We start from the raw sequence: 15,600 nt of genomic DNA, 5'->3' as shown, positions 1-15,600 counted from the left end.
GGAAAAACCCTATTGTTGCTATAATCCGTAGCAAGCCAAGTTTGTTCCCCCTCGTGAGATAGTCCTCCACACAAACCCTGGGGGGACTTGTGTGACAGCTCTGTATTTATTCAATACAGGTCCAGCATAAAAGGCTAGAAGCCCTTTTACACTTCGGCAAGAATCCCCTTTCCACCATCATCACTAGAGCTTCTTCTCTTCAGATGGGTTACTATTGGTTCCTGCTCCTCTACCATCACTTCATACGAAGCATGGCATATTTATAAAGTTGGATTCATTTTAACAAAGTTACTCAATGGCTGCAACTACTCATTTGATAAAAATGCTTTTTCTATCAGCTCGGCTACTGGTTTAGGTACACCTGCTGCTTGAATCTCATCAACAGAAGCTTCTTTTAACTTCTTTAATGATCCAAAATGGCGAAGAAGCATCTTCTTCCGTTTGTCACCAATACCCGCAATGCTATCTAATGTTGACTCAAACATACTTTTAGAGCGAACTTTTCGGTGGAAAGAGATCGCAAACCTATGAACTTCATCTTGAATTCGTTGCAACAGATAAAATTCCTGACTGTTTCGAGCCAGGTGTATCATCTCTGGAGGATCACCGATCCATAGCTGTGAGGTTCTATGCTTTTCATCTTTCGATAGACCTGCTACAGGAATAAATAAGTTAAGCTCGTTTTCTAATACATCTTGAGCCGCTGATATCTGACCTTTTCCACCATCGATCAGAATCAGATTAGGAAGCTCTCCTTCTTCTCTTAACACTCTTGTATATCTTCGGCGAACAACTTCTTTCATGGAAGCATAATCATCTGGTCCTTCTACAGATTTGATCTTGTATTTTCGATAATCCTTTTTATAAGGTTTACCATCAACAAAAACAACCATCGCAGAAACAGGATCTGTTCCATGTATATTCGAGTTATCGAACGCTTCGATACGATAAGGAGCAGCAATTCCGATTCTTTCGCCAAGGTTCTCAACGGCTTTGATCGTTCTCGCTTCATCTTGCTCAATCAGGGCAAATTTTTCGTGAAGAGCTAAAGATGCGTTTTTAGTTGCTAACTCTACTAGCTCTTTCTTTTGTCCTTTTTTTGGTTGCAATACTTTTACTTGTAGAAGTTCCGATACAAGATTAGCATCAACTTCTTGAGGAAGCAGTATCTCTTTAGGCAGAAGATGATTCTTTTGCAGATAGAACTGACCAATAAAGGTTAATAGATCTTCATTCGCCTCTCCATAAAACGGAAAGACAGAAATATCCCTGGCGATCACTTTACCTTGTCTGATAAAGAAGACTTGTACACACATCCAACCTTTATCAAAATGGTAGCCAAACACGTCTCGATCGACCAAGTCTGCCGTCATCATCTTTTGCTTTTCCATAACAGCTTCAATATGCTGTATCTGATCTCGAAGCTCTTTAGCGCGTTCAAAGTTCAATGCTTCAGAGGCTTCTAGCATCTTTTCTGATAACTCATTTTTAACGTCCTGGTAACCGCCATTAAGAAATTTTATAATGCCATCAACCATCTGCTTGTTTTCTTGTTCGGTTACATCATATACGCATGGACCTAAACATTGGCCGATATGATAATACAAACACACCCGCTTAGGCATCGTGTCACACTTTCGTAGCGGAAATATACGATCTAAAAGTTTCTTCGTTTCTTGGGCAGCATAAGCATTCACGAACGGACCAAAATATTTTCCGCCGTCTTTTTTTATCTTCCGTATATATAGGAGTCGTGGCTGTTTTTCAGCAGTAATCTTTAAGTATGGATAGCTCTTATCATCTTTTAGCATCACGTTATAACGAGGGTCGTGCTTCTTTATTAAATTCATCTCTAGGACCAGTGCTTCCATCTCGGTAGAAGTTACGATGTATTCAAAATCTCTGATCTCACTTACAAGTCTTTGTGTTTTGCCATCATGTGTTCCAGAAAAATAAGACTTTACACGGTTCTTTAACACTTTTGCTTTTCCAACATAAATCACTTTTCCGAACTCATTCTTCATGAGATAGCAGCCCGGTTGATCTGGTAGCAACATTAATTTTTGTTTTACAGAAATAGAGGTCAATTTCTTCCCCCCTTCACTCTCAGCAGTCTTTTCTATTATCATATCATGTATCAACCTGATCATTATACTATCATGATTTCAATACCACATATTTTCATTTATCGACAATATTTCCTAGAAAATATTGAGCAGTTATAAAATGCATAAAAAAAAGCCCGAGCAACGGGCTTTTTTTGGATAAACCTTATTTATGTTTGTTTAATAGTTCAACTAAAGCTTCTTTCGGTTGGAAACCGACAACTTGATCTACCACTTGACCGTCTTTGAAAACAAGTAGAGTTGGAATACTCATAACTCCGAATTTACCAGCTGTTTCTTGGTTTTCATCAACATCAAGCTTAACTACTTTTACTTCTTCCATTTCTTGATCTACTTCTTCAAGAACAGGAGCGATCATTTTACAAGGTCCGCACCATGGTGCCCAAAAGTCAGCAAGTACTAAACCTTCGTTCGTTTCTGTATTAAATGTTTGATCTGATGCATTAACAATAGCCATTTATTTGGCCCTCCTTTTAAATAACAAAGTGTAAACAAAGTATATCCCACATATGTTACAGTTGCTAATAGTTTGCTCACGTTTATGGTACCCAAGTTTTTAATTCGACAAACGTTATATTGTTGCACTCGTTTCAAGATGTTTCTGACAGTTAAATAATTCACAAGTCCAATCGTTTTCTGCTTTTAGATTAAAGACCGAAAAGGACGTATTATTTAGACCGTACCAGCGATCCGTATCGTCTTGTAGTAGCTCTTTAAAGATCCTTACAAGCAAGGCACCATGAGTAATGATCAAAACCTTTTCATCCTTATGCTTTTGTATAATGTCTTGTAAAGCTGCTTTCCATCGAAGATCCGCATCTTCATTTGGTTCTCTGCCTAAGTCGAGATCCATCCAATTTTCTCCCCAGCGTTCGACTCGTTCGATTTCAGTGGTACCTTCTGTTTCTCCAAATGAGATTTCACGGAGCCTTTCATCGGCTATCACGTTTAAGCCTGTTATACCACTGATAGCCTCAGCTGTATGAAATGCTCTAAGTAGTGGACTGGCATATATAGCATCCCATTTCTCATCTGCAAATCTTTTTGCTAAACGTTCTGCTTGATACTTTCCGTTGTCATTAAGCGGTATATCCTTGCAGCCTTGAGCTCTTTTTTCAGTATTCCAATCGGTTTCACCGTGACGGATGAATGCAATTGTTGTCATCATACACCTTCCTCGTTACATAATTGAAAAAAACGTCCAGAAAAACGGACGTTTTCATTCGTTACATTCTATTATACTAACACTTTCTTAAACTCTTCTGTTAATAATGGAACGACTTCAAAAAGGTCACCAACGATTCCGTAATCTGCTACTGAAAAGATGCTAGCTTCTGGATCTTTGTTGATCGCAACGATCACTTTAGAGTTGGACATCCCAGCTAGATGCTGAATAGCTCCAGAGATCCCGCAAGCGATATATAGATCAGGGGTTACAACTTTACCTGTTTGACCGATCTGTAATGAATAATCACAATAATCCGCATCACAAGCACCACGTGAAGCTCCTACAGCTGCACCAAGTACATCTGCAAGTTCTTGAAGAGGTTTGAAACCATCTTCAGATTTAACGCCTCGACCTCCAGCAACGATGATCTTTGCTTCTGCTAGATCTACGCCAGTAGATGCTTTGCGGACAACTTCTTTAACAATCGTTCTTAAGTCTTTTATATCAACGGAAACAGATGTTACATCACCGGAGCGAGATTCATCCTTCTCTAATGGTGCAATGTTATTCGGACGAATCGTAACGAATACTAGACCATCTGAGATTAATTTCTTTTCAAAGGCTTTTCCAGAATATACAGGGCGAGTAAATACCGTGTTCTCACCCGCTTGTTCCAGTCCAGTAACATCTGAAATCAGTCCAGATTCTAATCGAGCTGCAAGTCTTGGAGAAAGGTCTTTACCTAAAGAAGTGTGTCCGAACACGATAGCTTCAGGGCTTTCATCATCGATGATCTGCTTTAATGTTTGGAAATAACCATCTGGTGTATAGTTCGCTAGTTTTTCATTTTCCGCTGTAATTACACGATCAGCTCCATAGTGAATTAACTCAGTTGCTAATGACTGCACAGAGTCACCGCATAATACTGCGAAAACTTCTCCACCGCCAGAAATTTCTTTTGCTGCTGCAATTGCTTCGAATGAAACATTACGTAATGCACCGTCACGGGATTCTGCAAGTACTAAAACTTTTTTTGCCATGGTGACTCCTCCTTATATTACCTTCGCTTCGTTTCTTAACAGAGATACAAGTTCTTTTACTTGCTCTGGTGTTTCACCTGATAGGATTTTTCCAGCTTCCTTTTTAGGTGGAAGATACACTTCTACTGTTTTTGTTTTCGCTTCAACTTCATCTTCATCAATATCAAGATCATCTAACTCTAGCGTTTCAAGAGGCTTTTTCTTAGCTTTCATGATACCTGGTAAAGAAGGGTAACGAGGCTCGTTCAATCCTTGTTGTGCTGTTACCAATAATGGAAGAGATGTTTCGATCTTCTCAAGATCTCCTTCAACATCGCGTTCGATGTTTACAGTCGTACCGTTTATTTCAATCTTTGTGATCGTTGTTACGTGTGGAATATCTAATAATTCTGCAAGACGCGGTCCAACTTGACCAGTACCGTTATCAATCGCAACGTTCCCGCCTAGAATAATGTCGTATTCTTTATCTTTAAAGTAGGCTGCCAAAACTGACGAAGTCGTAAATTGATCTTGGCTGTCCAAATCTTCGTTTGAGATAAGAACCGCTTGATCTGCTCCCATAGCCAGTGCTGTGCGAAGTTCTTTTTCAGAATCTTCGTCTCCAACCGTGACAACCGTAACCGTCCCACCGTGGGCATCTTTTAATGTGATTGCTTCTTCAATCGCATATTCGTCATATGGATTAATAATGAATTCTGCACTATCTTCAGAGATCTTATTGTTTGAAACCGAAATTTTTTCCTCTGTATCAAAAGTACGTTTTAAAATAACAAAAATGTTCATCGTTACCCTCCTAGTTATCGGTCCTGAAATTCAGGCTTTCTTTTTTCAATAAATGCTGAGATTCCTTCTTGTCCATCAAAACTTTTAAAAGCTTTTCCAAACAATTCTTGCTCTTTCTCTGCACCTTTTTCATAGAGTCCATGTCTCGCATAATTCAACAATTCTAATGTGTACTTAATAGAAACAGCACTCTTCATAGAAAATTCTTCAGCCATTTTGTAAGCCTTTTCAAAAAGTTCTTCTGTTGGATAAGAGCTGTTTGCTAAACCATATGTGACAGCATCTTTTCCTGAAATCGGCTTACTTGAAAGGAGCATCTCGCAAGCTTTAGGTACACCTACAAGCTGTGGCAGTCTTTGCGTTCCTGCAAATCCCGGAACCAGTCCTAGTGTGAGCTCGGGAAGACCAAGTTTTGCATCATCTGCCACAAGTCTTATGTGGCAACTCATCGCAAGTTCAAGACCGCCACCAAGCGCTGCCCCATGAATCGCAGCAATCACTGGTTTTGAGAACTGTTCGATTCGGTTAAAAACATCTTGTCCCTTTTTTCCAAGCTCTGCAAAACCCTTTTCATCAGTAACTTCTGTAAACTCTTTGATATCAGCTCCTGCAGAAAAGAAACGTCCTTCTCCTAAAATAACAATTGCTTTAACAGAGTTATCATTTTCGATCTGATCAAGTGCTTTGTCGATTTCCGCGATAACTCCCGTTGATAATGCATTGGCTGGCGCACGATTAAGTTTGATCGTAGCCACTTTATTTTGTTTTTCAATTTGTAAGAATTCCAACTTCGCATTCCCTCCTTTTTTGAAAATCAATCATCCGGATTTACAGACCGAACGGACAGACCGTTTACAAGCATCTGATGTACGGGACCAGCAAGAGCAGGAAGATCATATCGATGATCGTTCATCACCCAGTTTGTTGCTGTTTCGTCAATTGTTCCAAAGATCATCTGACGAGCTAATCTGTAATCCATGTTCTTAACAAAAACCCCTTCATGCATTCCATCCTTCAATATAGAATCGATTAAATCTAAGTACCTCTTTAATACTTCACCGATTTTTGCACGAAGTTGTCTGTTTGTCTGCCTAAGTTCTAGCTGAGTTACGATTGATAGTTCAAAATCAGCAGTCAGTTGCTTAAAGTGCATCTCAACAAGAATTCTAAGCTTCTCAATCGCTGAATCGTTACTTTTTAGCTCGTTTTCTGTTTTTTCGATAAAGGTCCCCATCTTCTCATTAAAAACAGAAACAAGCAGATCTTCTTTATTTTTAAAATATAGATAGATGGTGCCGTCAGCGACACCTGCTTCTTTCGCTATCTTTGAAACTTGGGATTGATGGTAGCCATGTTCTGCAATCACATTTACAGCTGCATCAATTATTTTTTCGTATTTTGGACCTTTACGTTTCATTTCTATCGCCTCTTTTTGTATAACACAATCATCTTTTCAAAAATGAATGATTGTTCATTCATAATTGTAAAACAAATCTTTCTTTTCTGTCAATTTCATTATGTCATTTTTTCTATACATTTTACAAGTTTAACTTGAAGTTAACGTTTTTTCATTTTTGGAAAGTGATATTTTCACATAGAAAAAGCCACCAGGTGGCAGCTTTTTACGAGCTTTGTTTTGCCTTCTCACGTTCTTCTTCCAAAAGAACTCTTCTTAAGATCTTGCCTACCATCGTCTTAGGAAGCTCTTGTCTGAATTCATAAAGCCTAGGTACTTTAAAGGACGCAAGATGTTCCCGGCAGAATTTATTTAACTCTTCTTCCGTACACTCTGCTCCTTCCTTTAAAACAACAAAAGCTTTGACCGTCTCTCCTCTGTATGCATCAGGCACACCGACTACTACAGCTTCTTTTACTTTTTCGTGTTCATACAAAACTTCTTCTACCTCACGAGGGTAAATATTAAATCCACCTGCGATGATCAAGTCTTTTTTGCGATCCACGATATAAAAGTAACCTTTTTCATCCATATAACCCATATCCCCCGTAATCAACCAATCTTCCCTAAATACAGATGCGGTCTCTTCGGGTTGGTTCCAATACCCTTTCATAACCTGAGGTCCTCTTACAGCTAATTCTCCGATCTCACCCGGCTCTGCCCATTCGCCAGTCTCAGCCGAGATGATTGCTGCTTCAGTGTTCGGCCAAGGTAATCCTATACTGCCTCTTACCTGATCACCATAAATGAGGTTAGCATGAGTAACAGGTGAAGCCTCTGTAAGCCCATACCCTTCTACCAACGAACCTGAAATGACTGCCTGAAATTTTTGTTGCACTTCAAGAGGCAAAGCAGCCGAACCGCTTATACATGCCTGAATGGATGAAAGATCGTATTTCTTTAGATCTGGATGATTCAGAAGTGCGATATACATTGTCGGAGCGCCTGGAAATAGCGTTGGTCGTTCCTTATGAATCGTCTTCAAAACTTGCGCTGGATCAAACCTTGGGAGAATAATCATCTCTGCTCTCGTTATGATGCCAAGATTCATTACACACGTCATCCCGTATACATGGAAGAAAGGTAGAGCACCGAGAATTTTCTCTTTTCCTTCTCTGTTTTTATACATCCATGTATTGCACTGTAACGCATTCGTGACTAGATTTTTGTGTGTCAGCATCACACCTTTTGCTGGTCCAGTTGTACCCCCAGTATACTGCAGCAGGGCAAGATCCTCATCGGGGTTCACCTCTACTTGTGGCTTTACTGGTTGAGAGCGTTTCTGCAGATCTCGAAACGAATGAACTTCATGATTGTACGTAATATCAACGACGACTGTTGGATTCTGCCTTTTTTGAATAAAAGGATAGATTAAATTCTTAGGAAACGGCAGATAATCCTTCACAGAGGTCATGATGATGTGTTCAATGTTCGTATCTCCACGAACGGCTGAGATTCTTCCAAACAAAAGATCTAATCCTACAATGACTTTTGCCCCGCTGTCTGATAACTGATGTCGTAATTCTCTCTCCGTGTAAAGAGGATTCGTCTGCACAACAATCCCACCTATAAAGAGCGTGCCGTAATAGGCGATGACTGCTTGCGGGCAGTTAGGCAGCATGATGGCAACACGATCACCTTTTTTTACACCAAGTGATGTTAAAGCATGTGCGAAGCGTAAACTGCATTCATGAAGCTCACCGAATGTTAAAGTCTTTCCTAAAAAGTGCACAGCAGTTTTATCTGTTTTTTCTTCTGCTGCTGATTCTAAATACGCGAATAAAGGTTTGCTGTCGTAATCAAGATGTCCCGGAATCTCACTAGGGTAACTGTTGAGCCACCGTCTTTCCACTTGCATCTCCTCCTTTAATTCACGCCTTCCTTCAAAATTTCTATATCTTTATTCCTATTATATTGAAAACGTATACAATTTTATATACTTTTTTAAAAATTATAAATAATTCAATAATACGGTTCTAAAAACTGTATTTAAGCATAGGCAAATTAACAAATCTTTGAAAGTAGTTGATTTCCGCTTCAGGTTGCACGCTTTCCACGGGACGAACGGTGAGCCTCCTGCCGCGTTGCGCCATTAGGAGTCTCCACCTGACCGCTCGTCCCGTAGGAGTCGGCAACCTTACGCTTCAATCAACTTGCAAAAGAAGAAAAATGGAAAACATTAAGTGAAAGGCAGACAAACAGTAACATAAAAAATTAATGAGTAATTAAAAAACCAGCTCTCCATTTGAGAACTGGTTTTGAGATTTAAGCAAAGAAAAATAAGTAGATAAGTCCTGCCGCAATGAATACTCCGCTTAATACAAACAACACTTTAAATAACGTTTCCATATCTTTTCCCTTCAGCTATTCGATTCCTTCACCGATTACAAATGATAAACCAATTGAGATGATCATCGATATGAAACCAACTGCTCGGTTATCGTTCTCGATCTCTTTATCGATCTGAAACTTTGGGGTTAAGAATTCGAAGATAAAATAACCGATCAAGAGTAGGATGAATCCATAGGCACTCCACGTTATCATCATTAGTATGGAATCATTTTGAGCGATCGAGTAACGAAAGATGTTCGCGATACCAAAAATTTTCCCGCCAGTAGCCATAGCAACTGAAAAGTTCCCTTTCTTGATCTCGACCCAGTTTTTATAACGCGTAACCAGTTCAAACACAGCCAAAAAAACGACTAGACATAGCACGACAACGCTATAGTTAGCTGCTGTTTTAATAAAAGCGTTACTCATAAAATCCATTCAACAATACCCCTTTGTAAACGGCTTGGTTTAATTCACTATACTATTTCAATACAGCGACTGTTACTCCGCCTCCGCCTTCACCAGCTGCACCCATACGAGTGGACTTAACGTTTCGATGCGTTTTCAACAGCTCTTGAACACCTTTTCTAAGTGCACCTGTCCCTTTACCATGGATGATATACACTTGGTTAAAACCTGCTAGGAGTGCTTCATCCAGATATCGATCCACCTCTAGCATCGCATCTTCATACCTTTTCCCTCTTAGGTCAAGTTCAGGACGAGAAGAATCAGAGTTTCCTGATACTTTTACGAATGAACGCGGTTCAGGTTTCGGTTTACTTTGTTTCACCCATTCTAAATCTTTTTCAGATACATTCATCTTTAAGATTCCAATCTGAACTTGGTATTCGTTGTTGCTTACTTTTTCAACGATATGTCCTTTTTGACCGACAGTAAGTACTCTTACCTCGTCACCTGGAACATATTCTTGTTTTGTTGATACCGCTTTTACCTTCTTGTTTTTGGCTTTTGATTTTGGAACAGCTTCTTCTAATCTTTTTTTCGCTTCAATCAGTTTATGTTCTTTGATCTGTCCGCCAGATTTTTGAAGTTCACGAATCTCATGAATAATCTCTTCTGCTGTTTCACGTGCTTTTTCAATCGCCTTTTCTGCTTCCTGCTTTGCTTTTTCATACAATCGATCTTTTTCATTTTGAAACAGTTCGAGTTCTCTTTCTAGATCACCCTTAATAGACTCTGCTTCTTTTCGTCTGTTCTCTGCTTCTTCCATCTCTTTTTCTGCTTTTTTACGATTATCTTCTAAAGACTTTATCATATTATCAATCTTGTTCTCATCTTCACTGATCTGAGAACGAGCTGAATCAATGATATCTTGGCGGAGCCCGAGTCTTTTAGAGATCTCAAACGCGTTACTTCGGCCTGGCACTCCCACTAATAAACGATATGTAGGTCTTAACGTCTGCACATCAAATTCTACAGAAGCGTTCATAACACCAGGTCGGTTGTATGCATATGCTTTTAACTCACTATAATGGGTTGTCGCTACGACACGTGCTCCCCGCGCAAAAACGAAGTCTAGAATTGAAATAGCGAGGGCTGCACCTTCTTGAGGATCTGTCCCTGCTCCAAGTTCATCAAAGAGAACGAGTGATTCGAAGTCAATCTTGTTTAAGATGTCTACGATGTTAACCATATGTGAAGAGAATGTACTCAATGATTGTTCAATTGACTGCTCATCGCCAATGTCAGCATAGATAGTCTTAAAGACTGCCATTTCTGATTCTTCTCCAGCCGGAATCTGAAGGCCACATTGCGCCATAAGTGTAAGCAGCCCGATCGTTTTTAAGGTAACCGTTTTACCACCTGTATTTGGACCTGTTATGACGAGTGATTGATACTCGCCACCTAACATCACACTCGTTGGAACAACTGTTTCTTGATCGAGCAGAGGATGTCGGCCGCTATTCAGTGAAATAAAACCTTTGTCATTCATAATTGGACGTGTACATTTTAGCTCATTGGCGAATCTAGCTTTTGCTAGAATAAAATCCATCTCTGCTAAAACATCTACGTTCAACAGAATATCATCAGCATGTTCAGCAACTTCAGCAGTTAGTTCTCTTAAAATCTTTTCTACTTCGCGCGCTTCTTTCGCTTTTGCTTCTTTCACTTGATTGTTAACCGTCATAACAGATTGAGGTTCAATAAACAGAGTCGCTCCACTCGCTGATTGATCATGGACCATTCCGCCAAAATTACCTCTGTACTCTTGTTTTACTGGAATAACGAATCGGTCGTTACGAATCGTAATGATCGAGTCAGACAACATTTTTTGATAGCTCGATGATCTGACGATTGATTCCAGCTTTTCTCTTACGCGCTCCTCAAACGTACGCAGCTGCTGACGAATCGCACGAAGTTCTGGACTAGCGCTATCCATCATATGTCCGTTGTCATCGATACAGCTTTTAATCTCTTGTTCTAGCTCATGAAGAGGAATGATGTTTTCTGCTGCATTCTTAAGGATGCGCAGTTCGATTCCATCCTCTACTAAGCCCTCGATAAATCGCTTGAAGCGTCTTCCACCATAGAGAGTCGAAGCGATATCCATCAAATCTTCTTCGTTTAGCAGACTGCCAATCTTTGATCGCTTAACATTTGATGAAACATCAAAGATCCCGCCAAATGGAACTTGTCCTTTTAATCGGAGAACTTTTACACCTTCATCTGTAGCATCTTGAGCCTCATTTACATCTTCGAGTGCTGTAAACGGCATTAAGGAATTTATCTTATTTAGTCCAAGTGAGCAACTCGCATGCTTTTTTAGACGATCGATCACTTTTCTTAGTTCTAAAACACGCAGCATTTTTTCTTGCATATATTCTTCCTCCTGATTCCCAGGACCTAGAGCTATTTTTCACGGTTTAAATAGGTTTCAAGTTCGGTTAATGTCATTGTGTTTAACACATTGCTTTTTCGAACAAAACCTTTTCGGGCAACCGCTGCTCCAATCTCCATATGTTTCATCGTGTCTTTATAATGTGCATCTGTATTAATCGCTACCTTGACCCCAAGTTCCTGAGCTTTCCTTAACCAGTGTGGAGCAAGATCTAGACGATTCGGATTCGCATTCAACTCAACTGCAGTACCTGTTTCATAAGCAAGCTGCAGCAGGGTTTCAACATCCACGTCATATCCTTCTCTACGTCCGATCAGGCGCCCTGTTGGGTGGGCGATCAGATTCACTTTTTTGTGTTTTAACGCCGTCTTCAAACGATCCATGATCTTGCTTTGATCTTGAGAGAACGCAGAATGGATGCTCGCAATGACAAAATCCATCTCATCTAACAATTCATCATCATAATCAAGTGTACCATCTGGTAAAATATCCATCTCGATTCCAGCTAGTATCTTAAAATCGGTATACCGCTTATTTAACTTATTGATCTCTTGTCGCTGCATACGCACTCTCTCAGGTGTTAGACCATTTGCTACTCGTAAATATTGAGAGTGATCTGTAATCGCCATATATTCATATCCCTTGCTTCGTGCTTCCTCAGCCATTTCCTCGATCGAGAACGCCCCATCGCTCCAAGTAGAATGCAGATGAAGATCTCCTTTTATATCGGATAACTGAATAAGGTCATGACCATCTTTAAATAGCTCTATTTCTTCTCCAGACTCTCTCGCTTCAGGTGGAATCCAGCTTAAAGAGAAATGGGCATAGAAATCCTCTTCCGTGTCAAATGTAAGAATTTCACCAGTTTCTATATTTTCTACACCATATTCACTGATCTTTTCGCCTCTTGCCTTTGCAAGCTGACGCATTTTAACGTTATGTTCCATAGAGCCTGTAAAATGATGCAGTGTAGTAGCAAACTGATGAGGTTGTACGATACGAAAATCAACGGATACAGAGAGTTTCTCATCGAGTACGACAGAAACCTTCGTATCTCCACTTGCTATCACGTCGATAACTCCATCCAGTTTTAAGAGTTGCTCTTTTACTTCACTTGGATGTTCACTTGAAATAATAAAATCTAAGTCTTTGATCGTTTCACGGTATCGTCTTAAACTTCCTGCTCTAGAGTATCTCTCAATATTGTTCATTCTTTTTAACTGAGATTCTATTTTTTCTGCAATGGGTAGCATGTATGCTATAGGAAGCCTCTCTGGTCTTTTCCCAAGATCTTTTAACGATGCTAAAATCTTTTCTTCTGTTTTAGCGCCAAACCCTGCCAATTCTCTTACTTTACCATTTTCACATGCTTCTTTTAGAGATTCAATATTCGTTACACCTAACTCAGAATAAAGTTTAGCGATTTTTTTACCTCCAAGATTAGGTACCTGCAGCAGTGTTATCAGTTCAGACGGTACTTTTTCCTGAAGTTCAACTAAAAGTTCTGATTCGCCCTTTTCTATCATTTCAATTATTACAGAAGCTGTTCCTTTGCCTATTCCTTTTAGTTTCGATACATCCCCGATCTCATCCATCGTTCGCTCATCACTCTCAAGAGCGTTCGCTGCTTTACGATAAGCGGAAACTTTAAACGAATTCTCACCTAAGATCTCAAGGTACAAAGCTATCTGTTCCAGTGCGCGTACTACCTCTTTTTTATTTACCATAATGAGCTCACCTCTATTTCATTGTCATGCTAGTATGATAATGGCTTTAATAATTTGTGTTATTATCCCTATAGCACTTTACACTCTTGCTTCATCGACCACTTTCAAGAACAACTGAGTATAAACTGCAAAGAAAAAAACTTCTCCGCGCTGGGAGAAGTTATGCCATATGTTTCATCCACATTTCCTTTACGGACTCAGAAAATACGGGGGTGTTTTTGACCATTCCCTGTGCGATCCATGAATTTTCATAATGAGCTTGAAAGGCTTCAATCGGAACTAATGTTGCGATATACAATAAAATAAACACGATCAAATAAACTTCTACAAAACCTAATAAACCACCGAGCCATCTGTTGAACGTATGAAGAATCGGTAAGTTTGCAAGAAAATCGAGCATAGACCCTAAGATCTGCAGGATGATCTTGGTGGCGAAGAACAGGATAGCAAAGGCTATCGCATTATAATAAGCTTGTTCAAGTGATATGCTGTTCATCAAAAAGGATACAGAGCTATCATTTGAAGAAGGGTATGGAATCCACAATTCTAGCTTTGGCGCAAGTTCATCGTAATACAGATAAGCAACGATATAGGCTGCTATAAATCCGACCAAATGAACGAGCTGCATGATGAAGCCTCTTTTTAGTCCAATTAAAAATCCACCTGCTAATACGATAATTAAAATCAAATCTAACATACTAACTTTCCTCTTTTCCAATTCGCTGTTGCAATTTTTTCAGCTCTTCTTTAATCTTTAAATATTCGTTCATTGTATTTACTGCTGTAAGAACAGCTAGTTGTTTCGTGTCGAGAAACCGGTTATGAGATTGAATCTCTCTCATTTTTAAGTCTACTTTGTCAGCTACTAAATGAATGTGGCTGGAGGATTCGGTCCCTGCAATTACATATCGTTGTCCATAGATTTCGACCGTGGTACGGTTTTTCTTTTTCTCTTCCGCCACAAAATAACCTCCTTAACATACAAAGGATCATTCATTTAATGAATACTCTAATCTTTATCTTATCAAATATCGTTCACAGTTGAAAATATTTCTGTTCTATTGTAGCGTTTTTTTGATATATTTGGAAATCTCTTCATTATTAGGAGGATTAATACCATGTCTCACGTTGTTAAAAAGATGACCCGTTCAGAAATACTTGAGATGAAAAAGGAACTCACATCCGTGCTATCAGCTAAAACCCCACCTGGCGCAGTTTTTTCAGCAAAACTCTCAGATTGCACCGTTACAGCATATCAGTCGGGCAAAGTCTTGTTTCAAGGAAAGGGAGCTGAAGCTGCTTCTCAAAAATACTCAGGTGAAGTTTCCGTTCCAAAAGCAAAAAGCAAGACGGTTAAACCACCTCACCAATATGCCCCACCACAGAACGCAGCAGAATTATCAATGATCGGAAGTGATGAAGTTGGAACAGGAGATTATTTTGGACCGATGACCGTTGCTGCCGCATACGTTTCTAGAGCTAAGCTTGAACTCGTAAAAGAACTAGGTGTGAAAGACTCCAAGCACTTAAATGACAAACAGATCATTCAAATTGCAAAAGAACTTATTCATACCGTTCCATACTCACTCCTTGTACTGAATAATGAGAAGTATAACGAACTTCAGCAAAAAGGTATGACGCAAGGTAAGATTAAGGCTATCCTTCATAACCGTGCATTGCAAAATGTAAAAGCTAAAATTGAAGGTGAAGAGATCGAAGGTATATTAGTCGATCAGTTCTGTGAACCTGGTGTGTACTTTAACTATTTAACAAGAGAGAAGAACCTCTTAAAAGAAGGGCTTTATTTTGCTACAAAAGGTGAATCGATACATCTAGCTGTTGCTGCTGCTTCCATCTTGGCGAGATATAGCTTTTTAAAAGAAATGGATAAACTAGGGGCTCGCTTCAATACTGTAATCCCAAAAGGTGCCGGCCCCCATGTCGATGTTAAAGCGGCAGAACTTGTTGAGAAGTTCGGACAGTCTGTTTTTGATACAGCAACCAAAAAGCATTTTGCAAATACTCAAAAAGCGCTGAATTTATTACGTAAAAAGAAGATTTAAGGGGCGGAGAGGATGAATCCATAAGGAAGCATCCTCTTTTTTGCAG

At 39.5% G+C, this 15,600-nt stretch carries 14 protein-coding genes and 1 riboswitch; of the genes, 1 reads left to right on the top strand and 13 read right to left on the bottom strand.

Annotation, left to right across the window (positions count from 1 at the left end; genetic code table 11):
• Positions 1–51 precede the first annotated feature (51 nt).
• A riboswitch (Lysine riboswitch) is annotated at positions 52–240 on the bottom strand.
• 65 nt (positions 241–305) lie between these two features.
• From uvrC to zapA, 13 genes are all read right to left on the bottom strand, one after another.
• Positions 306–2,129, bottom strand: coding sequence for an excinuclease ABC subunit UvrC (gene uvrC / locus FS458_RS06065; protein WP_144698725.1), 1,824 nt, complete (start codon positions 2,127–2,129; stop codon positions 306–308).
• Between the two features lie 142 nt (positions 2,130–2,271).
• On the bottom strand, positions 2,272–2,583 hold the full coding sequence (trxA, locus tag FS458_RS06060) for a thioredoxin (protein ID WP_137788705.1): 312 nt from the start codon (positions 2,581–2,583) through the stop codon (positions 2,272–2,274).
• Between the two features lie 114 nt (positions 2,584–2,697).
• On the bottom strand, positions 2,698–3,294 hold the full coding sequence (locus FS458_RS06055; RefSeq protein WP_231607505.1) for a histidine phosphatase family protein: 597 nt from the start codon (positions 3,292–3,294) through the stop codon (positions 2,698–2,700).
• A gap of 68 nt (positions 3,295–3,362) precedes the next feature.
• The gene (locus FS458_RS06050; RefSeq protein WP_144698723.1) at positions 3,363–4,334 is read right to left on the bottom strand and encodes an electron transfer flavoprotein subunit alpha/FixB family protein; all 972 of its coding nucleotides are present in this window, start codon (positions 4,332–4,334) and stop codon (positions 3,363–3,365) included.
• 12 nt (positions 4,335–4,346) lie between these two features.
• The gene (locus FS458_RS06045) at positions 4,347–5,117 is read right to left on the bottom strand and encodes an electron transfer flavoprotein subunit beta/FixA family protein (protein WP_144698721.1); all 771 of its coding nucleotides are present in this window, start codon (positions 5,115–5,117) and stop codon (positions 4,347–4,349) included.
• Between the two features lie 14 nt (positions 5,118–5,131).
• Positions 5,132–5,905, bottom strand: coding sequence for an enoyl-CoA hydratase (locus tag FS458_RS06040; RefSeq protein ID WP_144698719.1), 774 nt, complete (start codon positions 5,903–5,905; stop codon positions 5,132–5,134).
• 26 nt (positions 5,906–5,931) lie between these two features.
• Entirely contained in the window at positions 5,932–6,534 is a 603-nt protein-coding gene (locus tag FS458_RS06035) for a TetR/AcrR family transcriptional regulator (RefSeq protein WP_144698717.1), read from the bottom strand.
• Between the two features lie 205 nt (positions 6,535–6,739).
• The gene (locus FS458_RS06030) at positions 6,740–8,431 is read right to left on the bottom strand and encodes a long-chain-fatty-acid--CoA ligase (protein ID WP_186320465.1); all 1,692 of its coding nucleotides are present in this window, start codon (positions 8,429–8,431) and stop codon (positions 6,740–6,742) included.
• A 506-nt stretch (positions 8,432–8,937) separates the two neighbouring features.
• Positions 8,938–9,342, bottom strand: a complete 405-nt coding sequence (locus FS458_RS06025; protein WP_144698713.1) for a DUF350 domain-containing protein — start codon at positions 9,340–9,342, stop codon at positions 8,938–8,940.
• Between the two features lie 43 nt (positions 9,343–9,385).
• Positions 9,386–11,743, bottom strand: a complete 2,358-nt coding sequence (locus FS458_RS06020; protein WP_144698711.1) for an endonuclease MutS2 — start codon at positions 11,741–11,743, stop codon at positions 9,386–9,388.
• 32 nt (positions 11,744–11,775) lie between these two features.
• Positions 11,776–13,494, bottom strand: coding sequence for a DNA polymerase/3'-5' exonuclease PolX (gene polX, locus FS458_RS06015; RefSeq protein ID WP_144698709.1), 1,719 nt, complete (start codon positions 13,492–13,494; stop codon positions 11,776–11,778).
• A gap of 157 nt (positions 13,495–13,651) precedes the next feature.
• Positions 13,652–14,188 carry a CvpA family protein gene (locus FS458_RS06010; RefSeq protein ID WP_144698707.1) on the bottom strand — a complete coding sequence of 179 codons (537 nt, stop codon included), beginning with the start codon at positions 14,186–14,188 and terminating at the stop codon, positions 13,652–13,654.
• A 1-nt stretch (position 14,189) separates the two neighbouring features.
• Complete coding sequence (gene zapA, locus FS458_RS06005) at positions 14,190–14,453, bottom strand: cell division protein ZapA (protein WP_144698705.1); 264 nt, start codon at positions 14,451–14,453, stop codon at positions 14,190–14,192.
• A 156-nt stretch (positions 14,454–14,609) separates the two neighbouring features.
• Here zapA and rnhC point away from each other — a divergent pair, with 156 nt between their 5' ends.
• Positions 14,610–15,554 (top strand): ribonuclease HIII, encoded by a 945-nt coding sequence (gene rnhC / locus FS458_RS06000; RefSeq protein WP_144698703.1) that lies wholly within the window; start codon positions 14,610–14,612, stop codon positions 15,552–15,554.
• Positions 15,555–15,600: the final 46 nt, after the last annotated feature.

The organism is Fictibacillus phosphorivorans (assembly GCF_007673525.1).
GTDB classification, from domain to species: domain Bacteria; phylum Bacillota; class Bacilli; order Bacillales; family Fictibacillaceae; genus Fictibacillus; species Fictibacillus phosphorivorans_C.
Note: the sequence above shows the minus strand (reverse complement) of the source record. Positions and strands in the feature narration are given on the sequence as shown.

Bases quoted from the DNA above. Each gene is read 5' to 3' on its own strand.
- FS458_RS06045 (WP_144698721.1), bottom strand. From the start codon at position 5,117: ATGAACATTTTTGTTATTTTAAAACGTACTTTTGATACAGAGGAAAAA.
- uvrC (WP_144698725.1), bottom strand. From the start codon at position 2,129: ATGATAATAGAAAAGACTGCTGAGAGTGAAGGGGGGAAGAAATTGACC.
- FS458_RS06050 (WP_144698723.1), bottom strand. From the start codon at position 4,334: ATGGCAAAAAAAGTTTTAGTACTTGCAGAATCCCGTGACGGTGCATTA.
- FS458_RS06025 (WP_144698713.1), bottom strand. From the start codon at position 9,342: ATGGATTTTATGAGTAACGCTTTTATTAAAACAGCAGCTAACTATAGC.
- FS458_RS06010 (WP_144698707.1), bottom strand. From the start codon at position 14,188: ATGTTAGATTTGATTTTAATTATCGTATTAGCAGGTGGATTTTTAATT.
- rnhC (WP_144698703.1), top strand. From the start codon at position 14,610: ATGTCTCACGTTGTTAAAAAGATGACCCGTTCAGAAATACTTGAGATG.
- FS458_RS06035 (WP_144698717.1), bottom strand. From the start codon at position 6,534: ATGAAACGTAAAGGTCCAAAATACGAAAAAATAATTGATGCAGCTGTA.
- FS458_RS06030 (WP_186320465.1), bottom strand. From the start codon at position 8,431: ATGCAAGTGGAAAGACGGTGGCTCAACAGTTACCCTAGTGAGATTCCG.
- FS458_RS06055 (WP_231607505.1), bottom strand. From the start codon at position 3,294: ATGATGACAACAATTGCATTCATCCGTCACGGTGAAACCGATTGGAAT.
- trxA (WP_137788705.1), bottom strand. From the start codon at position 2,583: ATGGCTATTGTTAATGCATCAGATCAAACATTTAATACAGAAACGAAC.
- FS458_RS06020 (WP_144698711.1), bottom strand. From the start codon at position 11,743: ATGCAAGAAAAAATGCTGCGTGTTTTAGAACTAAGAAAAGTGATCGAT.